The sequence below is a fragment of the Streptomyces sp. NBC_00510 genome, assembly GCA_036013505.1.
In the GTDB taxonomy this organism is placed as follows: domain Bacteria; phylum Actinomycetota; class Actinomycetes; order Streptomycetales; family Streptomycetaceae; genus Actinacidiphila.
In genome coordinates this window covers 6,346,948-6,365,645 of sequence record CP107851.1, presented here as the reverse complement: position 1 = coordinate 6,365,645, position 18,698 = coordinate 6,346,948, and the positions used below count along the sequence as shown (strand labels likewise).

The window sequence follows — 18,698 nt, the reverse complement described above, 5'->3', positions numbered from 1 at the left end:
CCCCGGTGCGGGCCCTTCCCTGCCGTTCCCACCGCTGATCAGCGGTGGTGCGGCTCAGCGGTGGTGCGGTCGGTACGAGTCGAGGTAGCCGCGCGCCGGGGTGCCGACGCCGGTCACGTCGTCGTAGCCGACGACCGCGGACAGCGAGCTGTCCTTGCCGAGGCTGCGGAGCGAGGTGATCGTGCCGTCCGCCGCGTCGAAGCCGTTGGCGTAGTCCACGCGGACGACCGCGAGGTCCTTGCCGCGGCCCAGCGGGTGGTCGGTCACGTCGTGGTACGCGCCGGTGCCGTACCGGTCGTAGATCAGCGGGTTGGCGAAGCCGATCGGCACGCCGTGCCGGGCCTGCTGCGCCAGCGCCTGGACGCCCGCGATCACCGGGGCGGCGAGCGACGTGCCGCCGATCCGGTACTCGCTGTACTGGAAGGACCCGTCCGGGAAGGCCTGGGTCTGGCCGACCAGGAAGCCGGTGTTCGGGTCGGCGACGGCCGAGATGTCCGGCTCGACGCGCTGCTTGACCGTGCCGCCGTTGGCCAGCGCGAGCGAGTTGGGAACCACGCCGCGCTGGTAGAAGGGCTGTGCGTAGAGCTTGCTGGTGCCGCCGCCGGCGCCGGAGGTGTAGGCGCCGGGGAAGGCCGTCCAGCTCGAGCCGTCCTTGGCCAGCGTGGCCTTCAGGGTGCCCCAGCCGGTCTCCCACTGGTACTTGTCTCCCTTGCCGACGGCGAGCGAGGTGCCGCCGACGGAGGTGACCCAGGGGGAGTTCGCCGGGGTGTCGACCTGCTTCGCGCCGTGCGCCGCGACGTTGTCGCCCGCGTCGCCCGAGGAGAAGTAGAAGCCGATGCCCTCGACCGCGCCGATCTGGAAGATCTGGTCGTACGCGGCGGCGATGTCCGGGGTCTCGTTGCTCTCGATGTCGCCCCAGGAGTTGGAGACGATGTCGGCGAGCCGGTGGTCGACGATCTTGCCGAGCGCGTCGAGCAGGTCGTCGTCGGTGCAGGAGGAGGCGCCGACGTAGGTGATGTCGGCGGCCGGGGCGACCGCGTGCACCGCCTCGACGTCCAGGGTCTCCTCGCCGTACCAGCCGGAGGCGTCGCACTCGTCGGGGCTCGTGTAGCGGTAGTCGGCCGGCAGCACCTGGGAGAGCTGGCCGCGCTCGTAGGCCGCGTCGCCGTTGCGGGCGGCGTACTTCTTGGCGTCGGCGACGATCGTCGGGGAGGCGAACGCGTCGGTGATGGCGACGGTGACGCCCTTGCCGTTGTACGAGCCCGCGCCGTAGGCGGCGCGCAGCTGCTTGCCCGTGTAGCCCTTGACGGCGTAGGGGGCGCGCGTGCCGTAGGCGACCGGCAGCTTCTTGTTCGTGTTCGACCCGTAGTACGTGGAGAAGGGGCCGGAGTTCTTGAAGACGGCGCCGGGCGGCGGCAGCGTGTCCTGGTGCTGCGCGCGCCGCGGGGAGTTGTCCAGGCCGGTGACGGTGAGCACCGCGCCGCCCAGGGAGGCGGGGACGGAGGCGGTCCCGGTCGGGGCGTGGTAGGTCTTGGCGCCCTTCGCGTAGTTGTGGAGCTGGGTGCCGAACGCCTGCTCCGCGTCGGCGACGTCGCCGGTCACGGTCAGGTAGCGCTCGTCGACGCCGGTGACCTTCAGCCCGGAGGACTCCAGCCACTGCCGCGTCTGCGCGATCTGCTGCGCGGAGGCGCCGAAGCGGGCCTTGGCCTGCTTCGCCGAGAGGAACGTGCCGTACGAGGCGGAACCGGGGTCGGACACGGCCTGGGCGTAGGCGGCCAGGCCCTGGGCGTCACGGCCGGCCAGGTACACCCGGAGGGTGACCTGGGCCGAGTCGGCGGTGGCGCCCTTGTCGGCCTTGGCGGTGGCCCAGGCCGGCTTGCTGCCGGCGAGGCTGTGACGTCCGTGCGGTGCGTCGGCCTGGGCGTTGGGTATGCCCATCGCCAGCGCACCGGCGACCAGAGGCAGTGTCGCTGCCAGGGCCAGGCCGGCCCGCTTTCTCGAGCGGGTTGAGCTCATGAAACCCCCTGCTGTGTGAAGTTCGCGCGGAGTGGCGGCGCGCCGGAAACGGCAGCGCGCGTGGACCGCCACGCCACTCTCGCGGTGAACAGCTCATGCCAGGGACATGTGTTCGCCAAGAAGGACTCAAGGAAGGCCCACGAAAGGGCAATTGGGACGGCAATCCGATCCGGAATGCGGACATATAGTGCCGGAGAGCGGACGTTCCGGTAAAGGACCGATCATCCTTGCCGAACGGAGCCCGAACAAACCAACGTTAGCAGTTCGTAATGATCCTCATCCCGGGTTGTCGAAAGACGATCGTTCCGGCCACCCGTACGGGTTAGCGTCTGCCGCATGCGCACCAACCGACAGTCCCCGGACGGTCGCCGGACCCCCCCGATACCGGCGAGCGACATCCTGTCCGGGGCCCTTCGCGCCGCACGGTCGCCCCGCGCCTGGGCGATCGCCGGCACCGCCGCCGCCCTGCTCGTCCTCGCCGTCACCGCGGGTCCGTACCTGCGGGCGTTCCTGGACTTCGGCGCCGGCGTCCTCACCCTCGTCTCCCTGAGCTGCACCGTCATCTGGGGTCTGGTGTCCACCGACACCGTCTTCCTCGGGCCCCGCGAACGCCTGCTCACCCAGGGCATCCACCGCGGTCTGGGCGTCGCCGCGATCGGATTCCTGGTCCTGCACGTGACGACGAAGGTCGTCGAGGCCCGGGTCACCACCCCCGGCGCCTTCCTCCCTCTCGGCGTGACCGGCCGGGACGGCCTCATCTCCCTCGGCGTGCTCGCCGCCTACCTGATGATCCTCGCCGCCGCCACGGGCGCCATGCGCAGCGTCTTCGCCGCCAACCGGCACCCCGTGCGGTGGCGCATCCTGCACAGCACCGCCTACGCGTCCTGGTGCATGGCGCTGATCCACGGCCTGCAGTCCGGCCGCTCCGCCAAGACCTGGATCATCGTCGCCTACGGGATCTGCCTGGTGGGTGTCGCCATCGGGCTGATCTACCGGCTCCGCAGGACCCGTGGCGAGGCGCTCTTCCCCGAGACGCGGGAACGCTCGGCCTCCTACCGCAAGCTCGGCGGCGAACGGGCCGCGTCCCGGGGCGGTTCCGGCCGCCGGCGTGCCGTGCCCCGGGAGGAGACCGGGCCCAGCCTGGCCAGCGCCTACAGCGAACCGCTGCCGCCGCTGCCCAACTTCCCCACCGCCCAGCAGTACACGGCTGTTCCTCCCCCGGCCCCGGACCGTACCCTCGGCATGGATCCCGCGGCCGCCACGATGCAACTGCCGCAGGTGCCCGCCGACCCCCAGGCGACGTACCAGCAGCAACCGCAGGTGCCGTACCAGCAGCAACCCCAGCAGACCGGCTGGGACGGCACTCCCGCATGGGGCACCCCGGTGCCGGACGGCAGGCAGGGCGCGGATCCGCTGGGAGCCGACAGGCTCCAGCCGATCGCCTGGCAGCAGTCCACGCCCGGACCCTATGAAGGACAACGATGAGCGTTCCCGCCATACCGGACCGGTCACCCGCCCCTCGCTCGGGGGCGGGTGATGTGCTCCCCGACGTGCGCACCGTCGGGCTGCCCCGGATCACCGCGGGGTTCGACGAGGTGGAGCGCCTGGACCGGGTGACCCACCTCAATGTGCACGGCTCCATGCCGAGCATGACCGAGGGCGAACTGCTCGACCTCGCCGAGCTGATGGGCCTGCGCGGCCGCGGCGGGGCGGGCTTCCCCTTCTACAAGAAGCTCAAGGCCGTCGGTGAGGCCGCGCGCCGGCGCGGCTCGCCGACCGCGGTGATGGTCAACGGCTGCGAGGGCGAACCGGCCTGCCGCAAGGACGCCGTCATCCTGCGCCGCGCCCCGCACCTCATGCTGGACGGGGCCCTGCTGTGCGCCGAGATCCTCGGCGCACGCGAACTCGTCATCAGCGTCACGCGCGACACCAACGAACAGTCCGTGCGCGACGCCCTGGCCGAGCGCGGCCTGGGCACCAAGCGGGGCCGCCAGCTGAGGGCCCGGATCGTGCGCATGCCGGAGCGCTTCGTGTCGGGCGAGTCCTCGGGCATCATCTCGGCGGCCAACGGCGGCCTCCCCCTGCCGCCCGGCAAGAAGGTGAGCGCGAGCGAGTCCGGCCTCGGCGGCATGCCGACGCTCTTCTCCAACACCGAGACCTTCACCCAACTGGCCATCGGCGCCCGCATGGGGGCGATCCGCTTCGGCTCCGCGGGCGCCCCGGGCGAGCCCGGTACGGCCATGCTGACCGTGTCCGGCTCGGTGCCCCGGCAGACGGTCGTGGAGACCCCGACGGGTGTGCCGATGTCGTACATCCTGCAGATGTGCGGCGGGAATCCGGGGCAGGGCGTGCTCGTCGGCGGCTACCACGGCAACTGGATCGACCCCAGCGTCGCCTCGATGGTGACCATCGCCCGCGAGAGCCTGGAGGCCCACAAGGCCACCCTGGGCGCGGGCGCCCTGCTCCCGCTGGACCCGGGCCTGTGCCCGCTGGGCGAGTCGCTGCGGGTCGCGCAGTGGCTGGCCGCCGAGACGGCCGGGCAGTGCGGGCCGTGCCGCCTCGGGCTGCCCCGTATGGCCGGACTGCTGCAGGACGTGCTCAACGGCGGCGGGCAGGCCGCGCTGGAGCAACTGCGGCAGACCGCGGTCGCGGTGAAGGGGCGCGGGGTGTGCAAGCACCCCGACGGCTCGATGCGCTTCGTGATGTCCACCATCAACGCCTTCACCGACGACCTCGCCGCCCACGTCCTCGGCGGCGGCTGCGGCCGCCCCACCGTGGGCGTGCTGCCGCTGCTGAAGTCCGACCCGCCGGCGCCGCGCGGCGGCGCCCCCGCCGGCGCGGCCGCGCAGACCAGCAACAAGCGGCTGAACGTCGACTGGACGCTGTGCAAGGGCCACGGCCTGTGCGCCGGCGTCCTCCCGGAGATCGTACGGCTGGACCGGGACGGCTACCCCGACATCGCCGGCACGCCCGTCCCGCCGCACCTGGACGCGGCCGCGCAGCGTGCGGTGGCCCGCTGCCCCGCACTGGCGCTGCGCATGGAGGAGGGCGGCCGCCGCTGACCCCGGCCGCACGCAGGAGGGCCCGGCACCGTCGCGGTGCCGGGCCCTTCGTACGTCCGCGCCGGCCTTCGGGCCGGCACCCCGCGCTCACTCCGCGCGGTCACCGGTCATGCGCCGCAGCCACTGCCGGGCCAGGCGGCGTTCCTCGTCGCTGAACCCGGCCTCGAGCTCCCGTTCGCGCTCACGCACCACGGGCCGGGCCTTCTCCAGGCGCTCGCGCCCGGCGTCGGTCAGGAAGACCTGCTGGCTGCGGCCGTCCGTGGGGTGCCGCCGGCGTTCCACCAGACCCTGGTCCGCAAGCCCGGCGAGCAGTTCGTTGGCCGACTGGCGGGTGCTGGCGACGGCACGGGCCAGGTCGGCGATGGTGATGCCCGGCTGGTCCGCCAGCACGAGCAGGGAGGCGTACTGGGCGACGGACAGCCCGAGCCCCGACAACGCGCCGTCCATGGCCCCGCGCATGTTCAGCCACGCCTGACGGACCAGGAAGCTCAGGCAGAGCTCATCGCTGTCGGCGTCCACCAAGGTCTCCCCTCGCATTGACAGGAACCTTACGTTCTTGGCACGCTAAGAACGTAAGGACCCTGTCCATCTTACCCGAGACGGCCGGTCCGCAGCAGTTCCGTCGTACCCGCTCACCGGAGGTGTGCCGCACTATGTCCGAAGACTTAAGGAGTGGGCAGGGAGAGCCCGAGGTCAATCCGGGCCTGGTGCTGCTCCTCTGCTCGGGCGCGACCTTCATGGCGTTCCTCGACCTGTCCGTCGTGAACATCGCGTTCCCCAAGATCATCGAGAAGTTCCCGGACACCGGGATGGCCACGCTGACCTGGGTGGTCAGCGGTTACGCGGTGATGTTCGCCGCCGTACTGACGCCGGCGGGACGGCTGGCCGACACCGTCGGGCGCACCAAGGTCTTCCTCTGGTCGCTGACCGGCTTCACGCTCGCCTCACTGGCCTGCGGCGCGGCCACGGGCCCGGAGTGGCTGATCGTGGCGCGGTTCGCGCAGGGCGCGCTGGCGGCGGGGATGATCCCCTCGGCGCTCAGCCTGATCATGTCCTCGACCCCGCTGGAGAAGCTGATCAAGGCGATCGGCACGTGGTCGGCGGTGGCGGGCTTCTCCGCGGTGGTCGGCCCGGCCATCGGCGGCGTGCTCGTGGAGCAGCTCAGCTGGCGCGCGGTCTTCTACATCAACGTGCCCATCGGCGTCCTGCTGGCCGTCGCCGGGCTGAGGGCGCTCCCCCGCCACCAGCCCGCGACGGGCAGCAGGCTTCCCGACATCGTGGGCACCGCGGCGCTCGCGCTCGGCATCGGACTGGTCGTGGCCTCGCTCACCGAGGGCGACTCATGGGGATGGACGAGCGCCCGCACCCTCGGCCTGCTCGCCGGCGGACTGGCCCTGGGCGCGTTCGCGGTGCTGAGGTCGCGGCGGCACGAGTCCCCGGCCATCGCCACCGATCTGTGGAAGAGCCGGAAGTACGCGGTGGTCAACGGCGTCTCCGCGGTCTTCGGCGTGTCGATGTTCGCCTGGCTGCTGGCGGGCGCGCTGTTCGCCACCGGGGTGTGGCACTGGAGCATCATGGAGGCCGCCGGGGCGATGAGCGTCGGCGCGGTCGCCTCCATGATCACCTCGACCGCCGCCGGCCGGGTCTCCAAACCGGCGACGCACCGCTGGCTGGTGGTCCTCGGCGCGGCGATGTTCGCCACGTGCACCGCGCTGATGGGCAGTGACTTCCTGGGCGCCGAGCCCGACTTCTGGGGAGCCTGGGTCCCGACCGGACTCCTGGGCGGTGGCGGCCTCGGCTTCGCCGTCACCTCGCTGTCGTCCATCGCGGCGACCGCGCTCCCGCCGCTGCAGTTCGCGGCCGGCGTGGGCATGAACCTCACCGCGCGCCAGATCGGCGGCGCCCTGGGGACGGCGATGCTGGCCGCCATCATGGCCGCGCACTCGGCGCCGGGCGTCGAAGCCTTCCACGACCTGTACCGGGTGTGCACGGCCGTCACCGTCGTGGCGGCGCTCGCCGCCCTGGGGCTCACCGACCGGGCTCCCGCGGCCGCCCCGCGGCAGGAGGCGGGCACGCCGGCACCGGCGGAGGTCCCCGGCTCCTGAGACCCCCGCCCGGAGCCGGGAAAACCGGCGGCCGGGAGAACGTTGAATCGTTCTCCCGGTCGCCGCCCTCCCGTTTTCCGTCAACATTCCCCACCATTACTCACCGCGTGGCGGAGTAAATCGTTCGGAAACAATTCAAGGAATAAACCAATCCGCTCTCGCCGATCATTACCGGCGGGTCGGCGCAAATAATTTTCTTGCAGTCAACCCCTCCCCATGGCAGACTCGAACGCGGCAGGGCCGGAACTTCGAAAACGACCATGTTCCGGCTCGTAGATCAGTGACCGCGGGGGGACCTGATGCACACCGTTCTTGACTGGCTCGACCATGCCGCCGACGATCGGGGAATCCATTTCTCGGATTCCGGGACCGGCTGGTCGTTCGTCTCCTACACCACACTGGCCGGCGAGGCGCACCAAGTGGCCTCCTTACTCCACGCCCACGGCGCACAGCCCGGCGACGTTGTGTCTCTACTGGTCAGCGAGGTGCGCGACTTCGCACCCGCCTTCCTGGGCACCATGCTCGCCGGCCTCACACCGGCACCGATCGCCTCGCCCCTCACCTTCCAGGGAAACGATCGTTACACCGAGCACGTCACGGACATCCTGAAGGTCGCGGAACCGGCCCTGATACTGTCCGACGCGTCCCTCTCGGAAATAGCCGAGAAAAGCTCAACGCAGCTGGACGGCGGCTCCGCGGTACTCCTCGAGGGGTCGGCGGAATTATCGATCGAGGATTCCGCGCGACGCGCACCGGCGGACCTCGGACTCCTGCAGTTCACCTCGGGATCCAGCGGCACCCCGAAGGGGGTCCGGGTGTCCCAGGACAATCTGGCGGCGAACGTCCGGAGCATTCACGAGTGGCTGGGGATAACCGCCGCCGACTCCTGCTCCTCCTGGCTCCCGCTCTACCACGACATGGGACTCATCGGAACGTTCCTCGGTTCGCTCACGGCCCAGATCGACCTGTGGCTCATGTCGCCCCTGGACTTCGTGCGGGACCCGCTGCGCTGGCTGGAGGCGCACGGCCGGCACGGCGCGACCGTGACCACCGCCCCCAACTTCGGGTACGGCTACACCGCCAAACGCGTCCGTCCGCAGGACCTGGAGGGAATGGACTTCTCCCGCTGGCGGGTCGCCATGAACGGAGCGGAGCGCATCGATCCCCGGGCCGCCGCCGCGTTCGGCGCACTGCTGGCCCCCCACGGCTTCCGCACCACGGCCTTCGCCCCCTGCTACGGACTCGCCGAGGCCACCCTGGCCGTCTCGGGCGTCACGCCGGGCACCAGGGCACGCACCGTACGGCTGGAAGGCGGACTGCACACCGGCCGGCCGGTCGTGCCCACCGGCCGGGGACGGCTCGGGACCGCCCACCCGGACGGCGGGGCGAACTGGCTGACGTCCTGCGGCCCGGCGGTGCCGGGCGCCGCCGTGGACATCGTCGACGAGGACGGCGCGCCGCTCCCCGAGGGGCACTTCGGCGAGATCCGCGTCCGGGGGGCATCCGTGGCGAGCGGCTACCGCTCCTCCGTACCGGACGCCTCGTCGAACTTCACGGACGGCGGCCTGCGCACCGGCGACTCCGGATTCCTGCTGGACGGCGAACTGTTCGTGGTCGGCCGGGTCGGCGACAGCATCAAGGTCCGCGGCCGGAAGGTGCACGCGGAGGACCTCGAGACCGCGCTCACCGTGATCGACGGCATCCCGTCCGGGCGGTGCGCCGTCGCCCTCGGCACGACCGGTGAGGCCCACCACGTGGTGGCCGTCGTCGAATCGGGGGAGGCCGGCTGGCTCGACGGCGCGCTCGCCGTGGTCCGCGCCGCCACCGACGACACCGTCAGGGTCACCGTGGTCCGCACCGCGCGGGGCGGCATCCCCCGCACCTCCAGCGGCAAGCCGCGCCGGCGCCTGCTCTGGCGCCGCTTCCAGGACGGGGAGGCCATCGGGGAGGTCGTGCACGGCACGGCTCCCGCCACCCCCGTCACCGGCTGAGCCGGCGCGTCCCGCCCATCCGGCGCGCCCGGCGTCCCCGGCACGCGCGCCGCAGTTGCAGTGATTCCTTTTCCGTCATCCGTGAATTCCGCCGCGTTCCCGCCGCGGTCACGCATGCCCTGACGACGTGAATTCCCACGAGGAGACGAGTGCAATGACGACTGCCGCCACCACGGACACCGGACCCGGCCAGGGCTACGTCCCCGACATCACCGCGGAAACCGGCACCGACGAGCACGGACCCGGCCAGGACCGGCAGGGCCGGCTCGCCACCTCCGCCGACCTCTACCGCCGCTGGGAACGGCAGCAGTGGAGCGTCGCCGAGGTCAGGCCGGCCCGTGACGTGGAGCGCTGGAACGCCCTCACCCCGTTCATGCGGCAGCAGATGCTGGGCGCGCTGGCCGAACTGGAGGTCGGCGAGGTCGCGGTGACCCACACCCTCGGCACGCTGATCGACAGCCCGCCGACCGAGGACGACCGCATCTACCTGTGCACCCAGCTCGCCGACGAGGCCCGCCACGTGCGGTTCTTCCAGACCTACCTGGAGGACGCCTGCGGTATCGACCTCGACGCCGCGGAGGGCGGCGACCTGGAGGCGGCGGCCGACTACGCCAAGGTCTTCGCCCCCGAGCTCACCAGGGTCACCTCGGAGGTCCGGCGCAGCGGCGACACCGAGTCCTGGTACCGCGCCCTGGTCTACTACCACCTGATCACCGAGGGCGTACTGGCCGCCACCGCGCTGCGCACCACCCGCTTCCTCGCCCGGCGGCTGCGGCTGGCCGCCCTGGAGGAGGGGCTCACCAACGTCACGCGGGACGAGTCCCGGCACGTCTCGTTCGGGCTGCGGGCCGCCGAGGACGGCGTGGCGCGCGGTTTCGGCCGGGTGGTCGAGGACGCCCACTTCGAGGCGATCGGGATGGCGGCCTGGGTGCTCATCGGCCCCGCCCGGCACAACCCCTCGCCCGCCATCCCCGCCGCGCTCGCCAGCCGGGCCGCGCAGTTGCAGGGTGCCGTCGACATCGGCGAGGAGCGGCTGGTCAAGCAGCTGCGCCTGATCGGCCTGCCCGAACTGGCCGACCGCGCCCAGCGGGCCTGGCGCGAGGAGATCGGCAAGGCGCTGTCCGCCTACGAGGAGCGGTGGTCGGCGCCGCACCCGATCCGTGCCGCCGCGGCCCGCGCCGCCGCCCGGTGACCCATCCGTCAGTACCCCTCTCAGGAAAGTGAGTTCGGCATGTCCAACGAGTCCACGCGCGCCAAGGTCCGCGAGATCGTCGGCGAGATGAGCCCGAGCGGCAAGCGGGACGTCGCCCCCGCGGACCTCCTGGTGGAGGACCTCGGCTACGACTCCCTCGCCGTGATCGAGCTGTCGCTGCAGATCGAGTCCGCCTTCGGTCTCAGGTCCATGAGCCAGGGGACGGTGCCCGACATCACCACCGTCCAGGACGTCGAGGAGCTGGTCGTGCAGGCCCTCGCCACCCCCATCGACGCCGCGTGAGCGCCGCCGTGACCCCGACGAAGGAACGCGCCGACCGGCACTGCCTGGCGAAGGACGCGGCGGCGGAGCTGCTGCGCCCCGCACCCTGGCAGCGGTTCGCCGTGATGGGCGACAGCTTCGCCCAGGGCGTGGGCGGCCCGTGCCCCGGCTTCGCCGACGTGCCCTGGCCCGAGCGGGTCGCGGGCGCCCTGCGGGCCACCCGGCCCGGCCTGGAGTACCTCAACACCGGCGAGACGGGGCTGCGCACCGGCCAGGTGCGCGAGACCCAGCTGGAGCGGGTGCTGGCGTTCCGCCCCGACCTGGTGAACGTGGCCTCCGGCGGCAACGACCTCTTCGTGCCGGAGCCCGACCTGGCAGCGGTCGAGGCCGACCTCGACGCCATCTACCGGGCGCTGCACGAGCAGAAGGCGCACATCTTCGCGTTCACGGTCGCCGACATCTTCGACGCCTTCCCCGAACTGGCCGAGTTCCGCACCAGGATCGCCGCGCTGAACGAGCGGATCAGGGCGGTGGCCGGCCGCTACGACGCCACCGTCGTGGAGATGGAGCGGCATCCGGTCCGGAACGAGCCCACGCTGATGAGCGGGGACGGGATCCACTTCTCGATGCACGGGCATGCGGTGCTCGCGTCCGAGATCATCCGCAACCTCGCGCAGGACATCGCGTGACCGGGCCCGCCGCCTCGGTCGCCGGCGCCGACTACGTCGTGGTCGGCGCCGGCTCGGCCGGCTGCGTCCTCGCCGCGCGGCTCAGCGAGGACCCCTCGGTACGGGTCGTCCTCGTCGAGGCGGGCGGACCCGACCGCAAGGCCGAGATCAGCATCCCGGCCGCGTTCCCCAAGCTGTTCGGCACGGAGTACGACTGGGCCTTCTCCACCGCCCCCCAGCGCGCCCTGGGCGGCCGTGAGGTCTTCTGGCCGCGGGGCAGGACCCTGGGCGGTTCCTCCTCGCTCAACGCCCAGATCTGGACGCGCGGTCACCGCGCGGACTACGACGGCTGGGCTGCCGCCGGCCTCACCGGCTGGGGCTTCACCGAGGTGGAGCCGTACTTCCGGCGGGCCGAGGCGACCCTGGGCGTCCGGCACCTGCGCGATCCCAACCCGACCACCGCCGACTTCCTCGCCGCCTGTGCCAAGGCGGGCGTCCCCCCGATGGGCGACACCGAGTGGACGGCTCCCGAGGGCTGCGGACCGATCCGCGTCACCCAGCGCAACGGCCGCCGCTGGAGCACCGCCGACGCCTATCTACGCCCGGCCCTCGGCCGGGACAACCTGACCGTCCTCACCGCGGGGCACGCCCGGCGGGTCGTGCTCGACGGGACCCGCGCGACCGGCGTCGAGGTCGCCACGCCGGACGGCATACGGACGGTGGCGGCGGCCCGCGAGGTGATCCTCGCCGCGGGCGCCGTGGGCAGCCCGCACCTGCTCATGCTGTCCGGCGTCGGCGACCCGGAACAGCTGCGCGCGCACGGCGTCCCGGTCGCCGTGGAACTGCCGGCGGTGGGCCGGGGGCTGAGCGACCACCTCTTCGCGCCGCTCGCGCTGGCCGCCCGCGAACCGGTCTCGCCGGGCATCGGCGACCAGGGCGAGGACGTGATGCAGTACTTCCGCCACCGCACCGGGAAGCTGAGCTCCAACCTCGCCGAGGCCGTGGTCTGGCTGCGCACCGACGAGCGTCGGGCGGCCCCGGACGTCGAACTGCTTTGGATGCCGGTGCCGTTCCTCGACCACGGGCGCGGCGACCCCGGGCACGGGGTGACGCTCAGCGTCGTCCTGCTGCAGCCCGAGAGCCGCGGCCGGATCACGCTGCGGTCCGCCGACCCGGCCGCGGCACCCCTGATCGACCCCGGCTACCTGACCGACCCGGGCGGGGCCGACCTGGCCACGCTGACCGCGGGCGTCCGCCGGGCCCAGGACATCCTCCGCCGGGAACCGCTGGCGCCGTGGCTCGGGGAGCCGCTGGTCGCCGGGGTCCTGGACGATTCCGCCGACGCCGTGGCCGCCCTCGTGCGACGCCACGCGGAGACGCTCTACCACCCCGTGGGCACCTGCCGCATGGGGGCGGACGAGGCGTCGGTCGTGGATCCCCTGTTCTGCGTGCGGGGGACCGCGGGACTGCGCGTCGTCGATGCCAGCGCACTTCCTGTCGTCCCCCGCGCGCACACCCACGCGCCGACCGTGATGCTCGCCGAGCGCGCGGCCGACCTGCTGCGCACCGCCTGATCCGAGCCCGACGAACCGAGAGGCACTCCGCCATGACCGTGGACCACCGGACGCTGTTCGGCGCCCTGCTCGCCGACGACGACTTCACCGCCAAGCTGAAGGACCGCGGGCTCTCGCTGTTCTTCGTCCAGCCCGAGGCCGGCGCCGCCGTCTTCGTCTCCTCCGACGGCCTGGTGACGGGCGAGCCGCCCTTCCCTCCCACCCTGCGCTTCGAAATGGGGCCGGACACCGCCCACGAGGTGTGGAGCGGCCGGCTGCCGCTGATGAACGCCGTGGTGGAGCGCCGGCTGACCATCAAGGGCCCGGTCGCCCAGGTCCGGCAGCTGGCCGACCTGCTGCCGGCGGTGGGCGCCAAATACGCGGAGCTGTCCGCCTGACCCCGTCCGAGACGCGTTCGACGACCGTACGACATCGATGAAAGGCATGACCGCCATGACCGCCGCCGTCAGCACCGGCATCGTGACCAACGCGCCGACCCTGTCCGACGCGGCCGCCCTCAGTGCGGCCGCCATGCCCTCCCTGTTCACGCTGCCGCCCGAGGTGGAGCGGCTGCGCGACGAGGTCCGCGAGTTCGCGCGCACCGTCGTCAAGCCCCGGGTGCTCGACAACGACCTCGCGCCGCACGACGACTTCGACTGGGAGATCGTCCGCAAGGGCCACGAACTGGGGCTGCTGCGGATGACCCTGCCCCGGGAGTTCGGCGGCCGCGGCGTGGGGGTGCTCGGGGTCGCCGTCGCCCTGGAGGAGCTGGCCGCCGTCTGCGCCAGCACCGCGTTGATCTTCGGCGCGTCGCTGCTCGGCCAGAGCAGCGTGCTCGCCTCCGGCGACCCCGGCCTCCAGGCCCGGTTCATCCCCGGGTTCCTCGGCGCCGAGCCGGTGCTCGCCTGCAACGCCATCACCGAGGAGGTGGCCGGCTGCGACCTGCTCATCCCGGAGAACTCCCCGCACGCGCAGGAGGTGACGACCGCCCGCCGGGAGGGCGACAGCTACGTCCTCAACGGCATCAAGCGGTTCATCACCAACGGCAAGGTCGCGCAGTGGTGCACCGTCTTCGCCAACCTCGAGGGACATCCCGGGGCGGACGGCCTGACCACCTTCGTCGTCCCGCTGGACAGCGAGGGCGTGACCCGCGGCCCGGTCGCGGACAAGATGGGCTACCGCGCCTGCCTCGGCACCACCCTGGTCTTCGAGGACGTCCGTGTGCCCGCCGCGAACGTGGTGCACGGCGAGGGCAACGGCTGGAACTTCCTCACCATGCAGTCCAACCAGGCCCGCACCACCGTCGCCGCGATCTCCACCGGTGTCGCCCGGGGCGCGTTCGAGATCGCCAAGCAGTGGTGCGGCGAGCGCGTCCAGGCCGGGGTGCCGCTGTACCGCCACCAGTTCAGCGCGCGGAAGCTCGCCGACATGTCCGTGAAGATCGACGCCGCCCGGCTGCTCTACCTCCAGGCCGCCCACCAGGCCGACAACATGCTGCCCGCCCCCACCTACGGCCCGGCCGCCGCCAAGCTCTACGCGGACCGGATCGCCATCGAGGTGGCCGAGGAGGCCATGTCGATGCTCGGCGCCCGCGGCTACTGCCGGGAGTACGACGTCGAGAAGTTCGTCCGCGAGTCCTTCGGGGCCCGCATCTACGAGGGCACCCCCGAGGTCCTCGCGCTGGCCGTCACGGGCGCGCTCTACGGCCACCGCGCCTGATCCACGATCCGGCCGAGGGAGCCATCGCGATGGAGCAGACACTCGAACGGGCCCGGAGCACCGACGTCTACGCCTCCGAGGTGCAGATGGTGCACAGCCTGACCAGTTTCACGGGGCTCGCCGCCCAGGTGCCCGCGGAGAGCCTCCTGTACCACTGCGAGCGGCCCGGCGGCCCGACCGTCCTCGCCGTGCGCAACGACGGGCTGCCGGAGCCGTACCGCCACGGCGTCTACGGCTTCCGGCTCGCCCAGTACCTGCGCCTGAGGTTCGCCAGCGCGGATCTCGCCTTCCGGCGCTCGCTGGTGACCGAACCCCACGGCGGCCACCGGAACGAGATCCACGTGCTCGCCCTCGACGGGCCGAGCGGCGCGATCCTGCGCTATCTCTCGCTGGTCGGCTCGACCGACCCGGTGCCCCTGCGCCTCAAGGACCCCGCACGGTCGCTCTTCCCGTGCGAGGTCGCCCACGGGGTCAATCTCTTCGAGCACGTGGAGTGCGACGGGGACCTCGACACCAGCCGCGTGTGGGAGGTCAAGCGGCTGGTGCACCGCGCTGAGGAGAATCGTTCCAGCGCCCACGCGCGGCTCCGCCTGACGCTGGAGCTGATGCTCGGCTTCTACACCGCGCTGGGCCGGATCGAGCCGGCCCCCGAGGTGCTCGTGGGGGACGGCGAGGAGGGCGTCGCCATCCGCAGGCTGCTGCGCAGCCTGAAGGACATCACGGTGCTGGAGGGCACCCGTCCCTCGCTGCCCGCCGACGACCTGATGTTCCCGCTCTACACGCAGCGCGACGTGGTGAAGCCCTTCGTGGCGCGGGCTCCGCACGGCGAGGAACTGCAGCGACTGATCCGACACATCGACCGCGCCCTGACCGACCGCAATCCGCTGGACGCCCTCAAGGGCCTGGTGGAGACGGTCGGCGGCCGCCTGCGGAGGGTTCACGTATGACCGGCATCCACACGACCGCGCCCGTTCCGGCCGTCGCCGCGACCGGCGCCACGGGGACGGACGGCGCCCCCGACGCTTTCTACGCCGCGTTCACCGAACGCAACCGCGGCCTGATCCCGGACGCCGCGCAGCGGGCGCTGCGGACGGCCGTGGTGCTCGTCGCGGGCTGCGGATCGACGGGCGGGGCGGCCGTCGATCCGCTGACCCGGCTGGGCGTGCAGCACTTCGTCCTCGCCGAGCCAGGCGCGTACGAGCTGAACAACCTCAACCGGCAGCACGCGGCGCACGCCGACATCGGCCGCAACAAGGCCGATGTGGCCGCCGAGCGCGTCCGCGCGGTCAACCCGCACGCGGTCGCCGAGGTGTGCCCGGAGGGGATCCGGCCGGAGAACGTGGCGGCGCTGCTGGGCGGTTGCGACATCGTCGTCGACGGCGTCGACGTGACCACCCCGGAGGGCTGGCGCGCCAAGTACGCCCTGCACGCCGAGGCGGCGGCCCAGGGCCGGCCCGTCGTCTCCGGCTACGACATGTCCGGCACCCAGTACGTCCGCTACTACGACTACCGCCTCGGGCTGCCGCCGCTGGCCGGCGAGGTCACCGCGGAACAGGTCGCCTCCGAGTCGGTGTGGGAGCTGCTCCTGCGGATCGTGCCGCGCGAGCTGGTGCCCGAGGACCTGCTGGCCGATGTGCGCGCCCACCGCGACGAGCCGGACTACAGCGTTCCGCAGCTGGTCTACACCTCGCTGCTCTTCGGCGTTCTGACGGCCCGTTACGTCGTCGAGGTGCTGGCCGGCCGTCCCGTCCGCGAGGCGCTGTCGCTGGACGTCCACCAGATTGTCCGACCGCAGTCCTAGGAGGAAGAGATGACGTCCGAACTGCTCAAGCCCGATCTCAAGGCCGATCCGGTCGCCCGCCAGACGAAGAAGGCGGCCCAGCTGCTCATCGCGTCCGCCCGGCACTCGTACGACCCCCTGGTGGACATCGACTGGGACGCGCCGCTCGTCGAGGGCAAGTGGTTCCTCGCGGAGAAGCGCTGCTCGCTCTACGGCACCGAGCTGTGGGACTCGCTCGGCGCCGAGCAGCGGATGCTGCTCAGCCGTGAGGAACTGGCCGCCTCGGTCGCCGTCGGGGTGTGGACCGAGCACGTACTGCTCCATCTGGTCTCCCGGTACGTCTACAAGCGCGACGTGTCGACCCCGCAGGTGCAGTTCGCCCTGACGGAGGTCGCGGACGAGGTCCGGCACATGATCATGTTCGCCAAACTGGTGGAGAAGATCGGGGCCGAGATCTACCCGACGCCGCCGAAGACCCTGCGGAGCGGACTGCTGCTCAAGACCTTCGCGCCGGTGCCGGCGCTGTGGGCGCTGATCCTGCTCACCGAGGAGTTCTTCGACCGCTTCCAGCGCGAGCAGTCGGGCGACGAGACCATCCAGCCCGTCGTGCGCGCGGTCGCCCGCATCCACGTGGTCGAGGAGGCCCGGCACATCTCCTTCGCCCGCACCGAGCTCGAGCGGTTCGTGCCCACCCTGTCCAAGGCCCGGCTCGGCGCCCTGCGCAGGCTGCTCGCGGGGATCGTCGCCGGCATGCGCAAGGACCGCTACAACCCGCTGATGTACCAGCGGGCCGGGCTCGACCCCAAGACCGCGATCGCGGCGGCCCGGGCCAACCCCCACAACATCGAGAACGCGAAGTACGGGGGTCAGCGGATCGCCGCGTACTACCACCAGATAGGGCTGATCGGCGGCCCCACGGAGAAGGTCTGGCGCGAGGCCGGCTGGCTGTCGTGACCGCCCACGGCGCCGACCACGCCCACGCCCACGACGAGGACGGCTACGCCGGACCGGCCACCCTGCTGGTGGACGGCCGGACCCTCGACGTCGAGATCCGGCTGACCGGCTGCTTCCAGCCCCTCGACGGCCGCTACCACTGGTACGGCCGGCTGGCCCCCGACGCGCGGCTGTCCGCGCTGGCGGACGGCCGGCCGGTCCCGGTCACCGTGTGCACGCCGCACGGCCGGGCCGAGGGCGAGCTCTGCGACCCCGACCTGTGGCAGCGGATGCGGGTCGAGGGCACCAGCACGCCCCCGTTCACCGCCATGGCCATGCCCAGCCCCGAGAACTGACCCGCGAGAACCCCCAGGGAGCCGCACCATGTGCTTCGACGCCGATTCCGCGCCTCCGGTGCCCCACGGGCCGCAGGCCCTCGCCCGGGACCACCGGATCACGCTCACCGCCCGGGACGGGGCCCGCTTCGCCGCCTTCGAGGCCGTACCGGAGGACCCCTCCGGCCTCGGCGTCGTCATCCTGCCCGATGTGCGCGGGCTCTACCGCTTCTACATCGAGCTGGCCCGGCGCTTCGCCGAGAACGGCCACCACGCGGTGGTCGTGGACTACTACGGCCGCACCGCGGGGGTGGGCGAGCGGGGGACGGACTTCCCGGTGAACGAGCACATGGTGCGGCTGACGCCGCGCGGCCTGTACGACGACCTCTCCGCCGCGGTGGCGCACCTGCGCTCCCCCGAGGGCGGCGAGCGGCGCCGGATCGTCACCGCCGGCTTCTGCATCGGGGGCCGGCTGGCCGTCCTCGCGGGCACGGAGAAGGCGGGCCACGGCCTCGCCGGGACGGTGGGCTTCTACTGCTGGCCCGCCCCGGGCCCGGACGGCGCGCCCGGCCCCACCCAGCGGGCGGGTGAGCTGACCGCCCCGGTGCTCGCGCTGATGGCGGGCGACGACCCCGGCATCCCGCAGGGCCACGTCGACGCCTTCGAGCGCGCCCTCGCCGAGGCGGGGATCGAGCACGAGGTGGTCAGCTACCCCGGCGCCCCGCACAGCTTCTTCGACGTGAAGCAGGGCGACCACGTCGAAGCGTCGGCCGACGCTTGGCGCAGGGTGCTGGCCTTCACCGGGCGCGCGGCCGCCAGGTGAGGGACGGCCGCCGCGGAATGCGAGGAGCCCGTCCGATCGCGGCGATCGGACGGGCTCCCGTCACACTGTGGAAGTGGAGCTACGGGGATTCGAACCCCGGACCTCTTGCATGCCATGCAAGCGCTCTACCAACTGAGCTATAGCCCCGCGCTGTCGTTTCCCCGGGTTCCCCCGGCGACCTGGCATACATTACACGGCCCTGGGGGCGGTTCGCCAAATCCATTCCTGGCCGTCGCGAC

The 18,698-nt window shown here is 72.4% G+C and carries 17 protein-coding genes and 1 tRNA gene; 15 read left to right on the top strand and 3 right to left on the bottom strand.

Features of this window, described 5'->3' with window-relative positions:
* Window positions 1-54: 54 nt before the first annotated feature.
* Window positions 55-2,016: a S53 family peptidase gene (locus OG937_28690; GenBank protein ID WUD75382.1), complete on the bottom strand. Its 1,962-nt coding sequence runs from the start codon at window positions 2,014-2,016 to the stop codon at window positions 55-57.
* Between the two features lie 336 nt (window positions 2,017-2,352).
* Between OG937_28690 and OG937_28685 the strand changes: the two genes are divergently transcribed.
* Together OG937_28685 and OG937_28680 are read left to right on the top strand one after the other, a co-directional pair.
* Window positions 2,353-3,501 carry a hypothetical protein gene (locus tag OG937_28685; GenBank protein WUD75381.1) on the top strand — a complete coding sequence of 383 codons (1,149 nt, stop codon included), beginning with the start codon at window positions 2,353-2,355 and terminating at the stop codon, window positions 3,499-3,501.
* Window positions 3,498-5,078 carry a ferredoxin gene (locus OG937_28680; GenBank protein ID WUD75380.1) on the top strand — a complete coding sequence of 527 codons (1,581 nt, stop codon included), beginning with the start codon at window positions 3,498-3,500 and terminating at the stop codon, window positions 5,076-5,078. The genes OG937_28685 and OG937_28680 overlap by 4 nt, the downstream gene beginning before the upstream one ends.
* A gap of 87 nt (window positions 5,079-5,165) precedes the next feature.
* Here OG937_28680 and OG937_28675 read toward each other — a convergent pair whose 3' ends face one another.
* Complete coding sequence (locus tag OG937_28675) at window positions 5,166-5,615, bottom strand: MarR family transcriptional regulator (GenBank protein WUD75379.1); 450 nt, start codon at window positions 5,613-5,615, stop codon at window positions 5,166-5,168.
* Window positions 5,616-5,731: 116 nt separating this feature from the next.
* Here OG937_28675 and OG937_28670 point away from each other — a divergent pair, with 116 nt between their 5' ends.
* The 13 genes from OG937_28670 to OG937_28610 all read left to right on the top strand — a co-directional run bounded on the left by OG937_28670 (window position 5,732) and on the right by OG937_28610 (window position 18,459).
* Window positions 5,732-7,183, top strand: coding sequence for an MFS transporter (locus OG937_28670; protein WUD75378.1), 1,452 nt, complete (start codon window positions 5,732-5,734; stop codon window positions 7,181-7,183).
* A gap of 299 nt (window positions 7,184-7,482) precedes the next feature.
* Window positions 7,483-9,174, top strand: a complete 1,692-nt coding sequence (locus OG937_28665; GenBank protein ID WUD75377.1) for an AMP-binding protein — start codon at window positions 7,483-7,485, stop codon at window positions 9,172-9,174.
* A 154-nt stretch (window positions 9,175-9,328) separates the two neighbouring features.
* Window positions 9,329-10,366, top strand: coding sequence for a ribonucleotide-diphosphate reductase subunit beta (locus OG937_28660; GenBank protein WUD75376.1), 1,038 nt, complete (start codon window positions 9,329-9,331; stop codon window positions 10,364-10,366).
* A gap of 39 nt (window positions 10,367-10,405) precedes the next feature.
* Entirely contained in the window at window positions 10,406-10,669 is a 264-nt protein-coding gene (locus OG937_28655; GenBank protein ID WUD75375.1) for an acyl carrier protein, read from the top strand.
* A complete protein-coding gene (locus OG937_28650; GenBank protein WUD75374.1) occupies window positions 10,666-11,337 on the top strand; it encodes an SGNH/GDSL hydrolase family protein in 672 nt (223 codons plus the stop codon). The genes OG937_28655 and OG937_28650 overlap by 4 nt, the downstream gene beginning before the upstream one ends.
* Window positions 11,334-12,890, top strand: coding sequence for a GMC family oxidoreductase N-terminal domain-containing protein (locus tag OG937_28645; GenBank protein ID WUD75373.1), 1,557 nt, complete (start codon window positions 11,334-11,336; stop codon window positions 12,888-12,890). Before OG937_28650 ends, OG937_28645 begins: the two co-directional genes overlap by 4 nt.
* Before the next feature lie 32 nt (window positions 12,891-12,922).
* Window positions 12,923-13,267 (top strand): hypothetical protein, encoded by a 345-nt coding sequence (locus OG937_28640; GenBank protein ID WUD75372.1) that lies wholly within the window; start codon window positions 12,923-12,925, stop codon window positions 13,265-13,267.
* Between the two features lie 46 nt (window positions 13,268-13,313).
* Window positions 13,314-14,588, top strand: coding sequence for an acyl-CoA/acyl-ACP dehydrogenase (locus tag OG937_28635; GenBank protein WUD75371.1), 1,275 nt, complete (start codon window positions 13,314-13,316; stop codon window positions 14,586-14,588).
* Window positions 14,589-14,617: 29 nt separating this feature from the next.
* Window positions 14,618-15,535 carry a hypothetical protein gene (locus OG937_28630; GenBank protein ID WUD75370.1) on the top strand — a complete coding sequence of 306 codons (918 nt, stop codon included), beginning with the start codon at window positions 14,618-14,620 and terminating at the stop codon, window positions 15,533-15,535.
* Entirely contained in the window at window positions 15,532-16,389 is an 858-nt protein-coding gene (locus tag OG937_28625) for a ThiF family adenylyltransferase (GenBank protein ID WUD75369.1), read from the top strand. The genes OG937_28630 and OG937_28625 overlap by 4 nt, the downstream gene beginning before the upstream one ends.
* Before the next feature lie 9 nt (window positions 16,390-16,398).
* On the top strand, window positions 16,399-17,322 hold the full coding sequence (locus tag OG937_28620; protein WUD75368.1) for a diiron oxygenase: 924 nt from the start codon (window positions 16,399-16,401) through the stop codon (window positions 17,320-17,322).
* Window positions 17,319-17,657: a DUF4873 domain-containing protein gene (locus tag OG937_28615; GenBank protein ID WUD75367.1), complete on the top strand. Its 339-nt coding sequence runs from the start codon at window positions 17,319-17,321 to the stop codon at window positions 17,655-17,657. The genes OG937_28620 and OG937_28615 overlap by 4 nt, the downstream gene beginning before the upstream one ends.
* Window positions 17,658-17,685: 28 nt before the next feature.
* The gene (locus tag OG937_28610) at window positions 17,686-18,459 is read left to right on the top strand and encodes a dienelactone hydrolase family protein (protein WUD75366.1); all 774 of its coding nucleotides are present in this window, start codon (window positions 17,686-17,688) and stop codon (window positions 18,457-18,459) included.
* Between the two features lie 74 nt (window positions 18,460-18,533).
* Here the strand turns inward: OG937_28610 and OG937_28605 are convergent.
* Window positions 18,534-18,606 (bottom strand) — tRNA-Ala (locus OG937_28605).
* Window positions 18,607-18,698: the final 92 nt, after the last annotated feature.

Bases quoted from the DNA above. Each gene is read 5' to 3' on its own strand.
- OG937_28690 (WUD75382.1), bottom strand. From the start codon at position 2,016: ATGAGCTCAACCCGCTCGAGAAAGCGGGCCGGCCTGGCCCTGGCAGCG.
- OG937_28635 (WUD75371.1), top strand. From the start codon at position 13,314: ATGACCGCCATGACCGCCGCCGTCAGCACCGGCATCGTGACCAACGCG.
- OG937_28610 (WUD75366.1), top strand. From the start codon at position 17,686: ATGTGCTTCGACGCCGATTCCGCGCCTCCGGTGCCCCACGGGCCGCAG.
- OG937_28625 (WUD75369.1), top strand. From the start codon at position 15,532: ATGACCGGCATCCACACGACCGCGCCCGTTCCGGCCGTCGCCGCGACC.
- OG937_28640 (WUD75372.1), top strand. From the start codon at position 12,923: ATGACCGTGGACCACCGGACGCTGTTCGGCGCCCTGCTCGCCGACGAC.
- OG937_28685 (WUD75381.1), top strand. From the start codon at position 2,353: ATGCGCACCAACCGACAGTCCCCGGACGGTCGCCGGACCCCCCCGATA.
- OG937_28655 (WUD75375.1), top strand. From the start codon at position 10,406: ATGTCCAACGAGTCCACGCGCGCCAAGGTCCGCGAGATCGTCGGCGAG.
- OG937_28670 (WUD75378.1), top strand. From the start codon at position 5,732: ATGTCCGAAGACTTAAGGAGTGGGCAGGGAGAGCCCGAGGTCAATCCG.
- OG937_28675 (WUD75379.1), bottom strand. From the start codon at position 5,615: ATGCGAGGGGAGACCTTGGTGGACGCCGACAGCGATGAGCTCTGCCTG.
- OG937_28680 (WUD75380.1), top strand. From the start codon at position 3,498: ATGAGCGTTCCCGCCATACCGGACCGGTCACCCGCCCCTCGCTCGGGG.
- OG937_28660 (WUD75376.1), top strand. From the start codon at position 9,329: ATGACGACTGCCGCCACCACGGACACCGGACCCGGCCAGGGCTACGTC.
- OG937_28630 (WUD75370.1), top strand. From the start codon at position 14,618: ATGGAGCAGACACTCGAACGGGCCCGGAGCACCGACGTCTACGCCTCC.
- OG937_28620 (WUD75368.1), top strand. From the start codon at position 16,399: ATGACGTCCGAACTGCTCAAGCCCGATCTCAAGGCCGATCCGGTCGCC.
- OG937_28665 (WUD75377.1), top strand. From the start codon at position 7,483: ATGCACACCGTTCTTGACTGGCTCGACCATGCCGCCGACGATCGGGGA.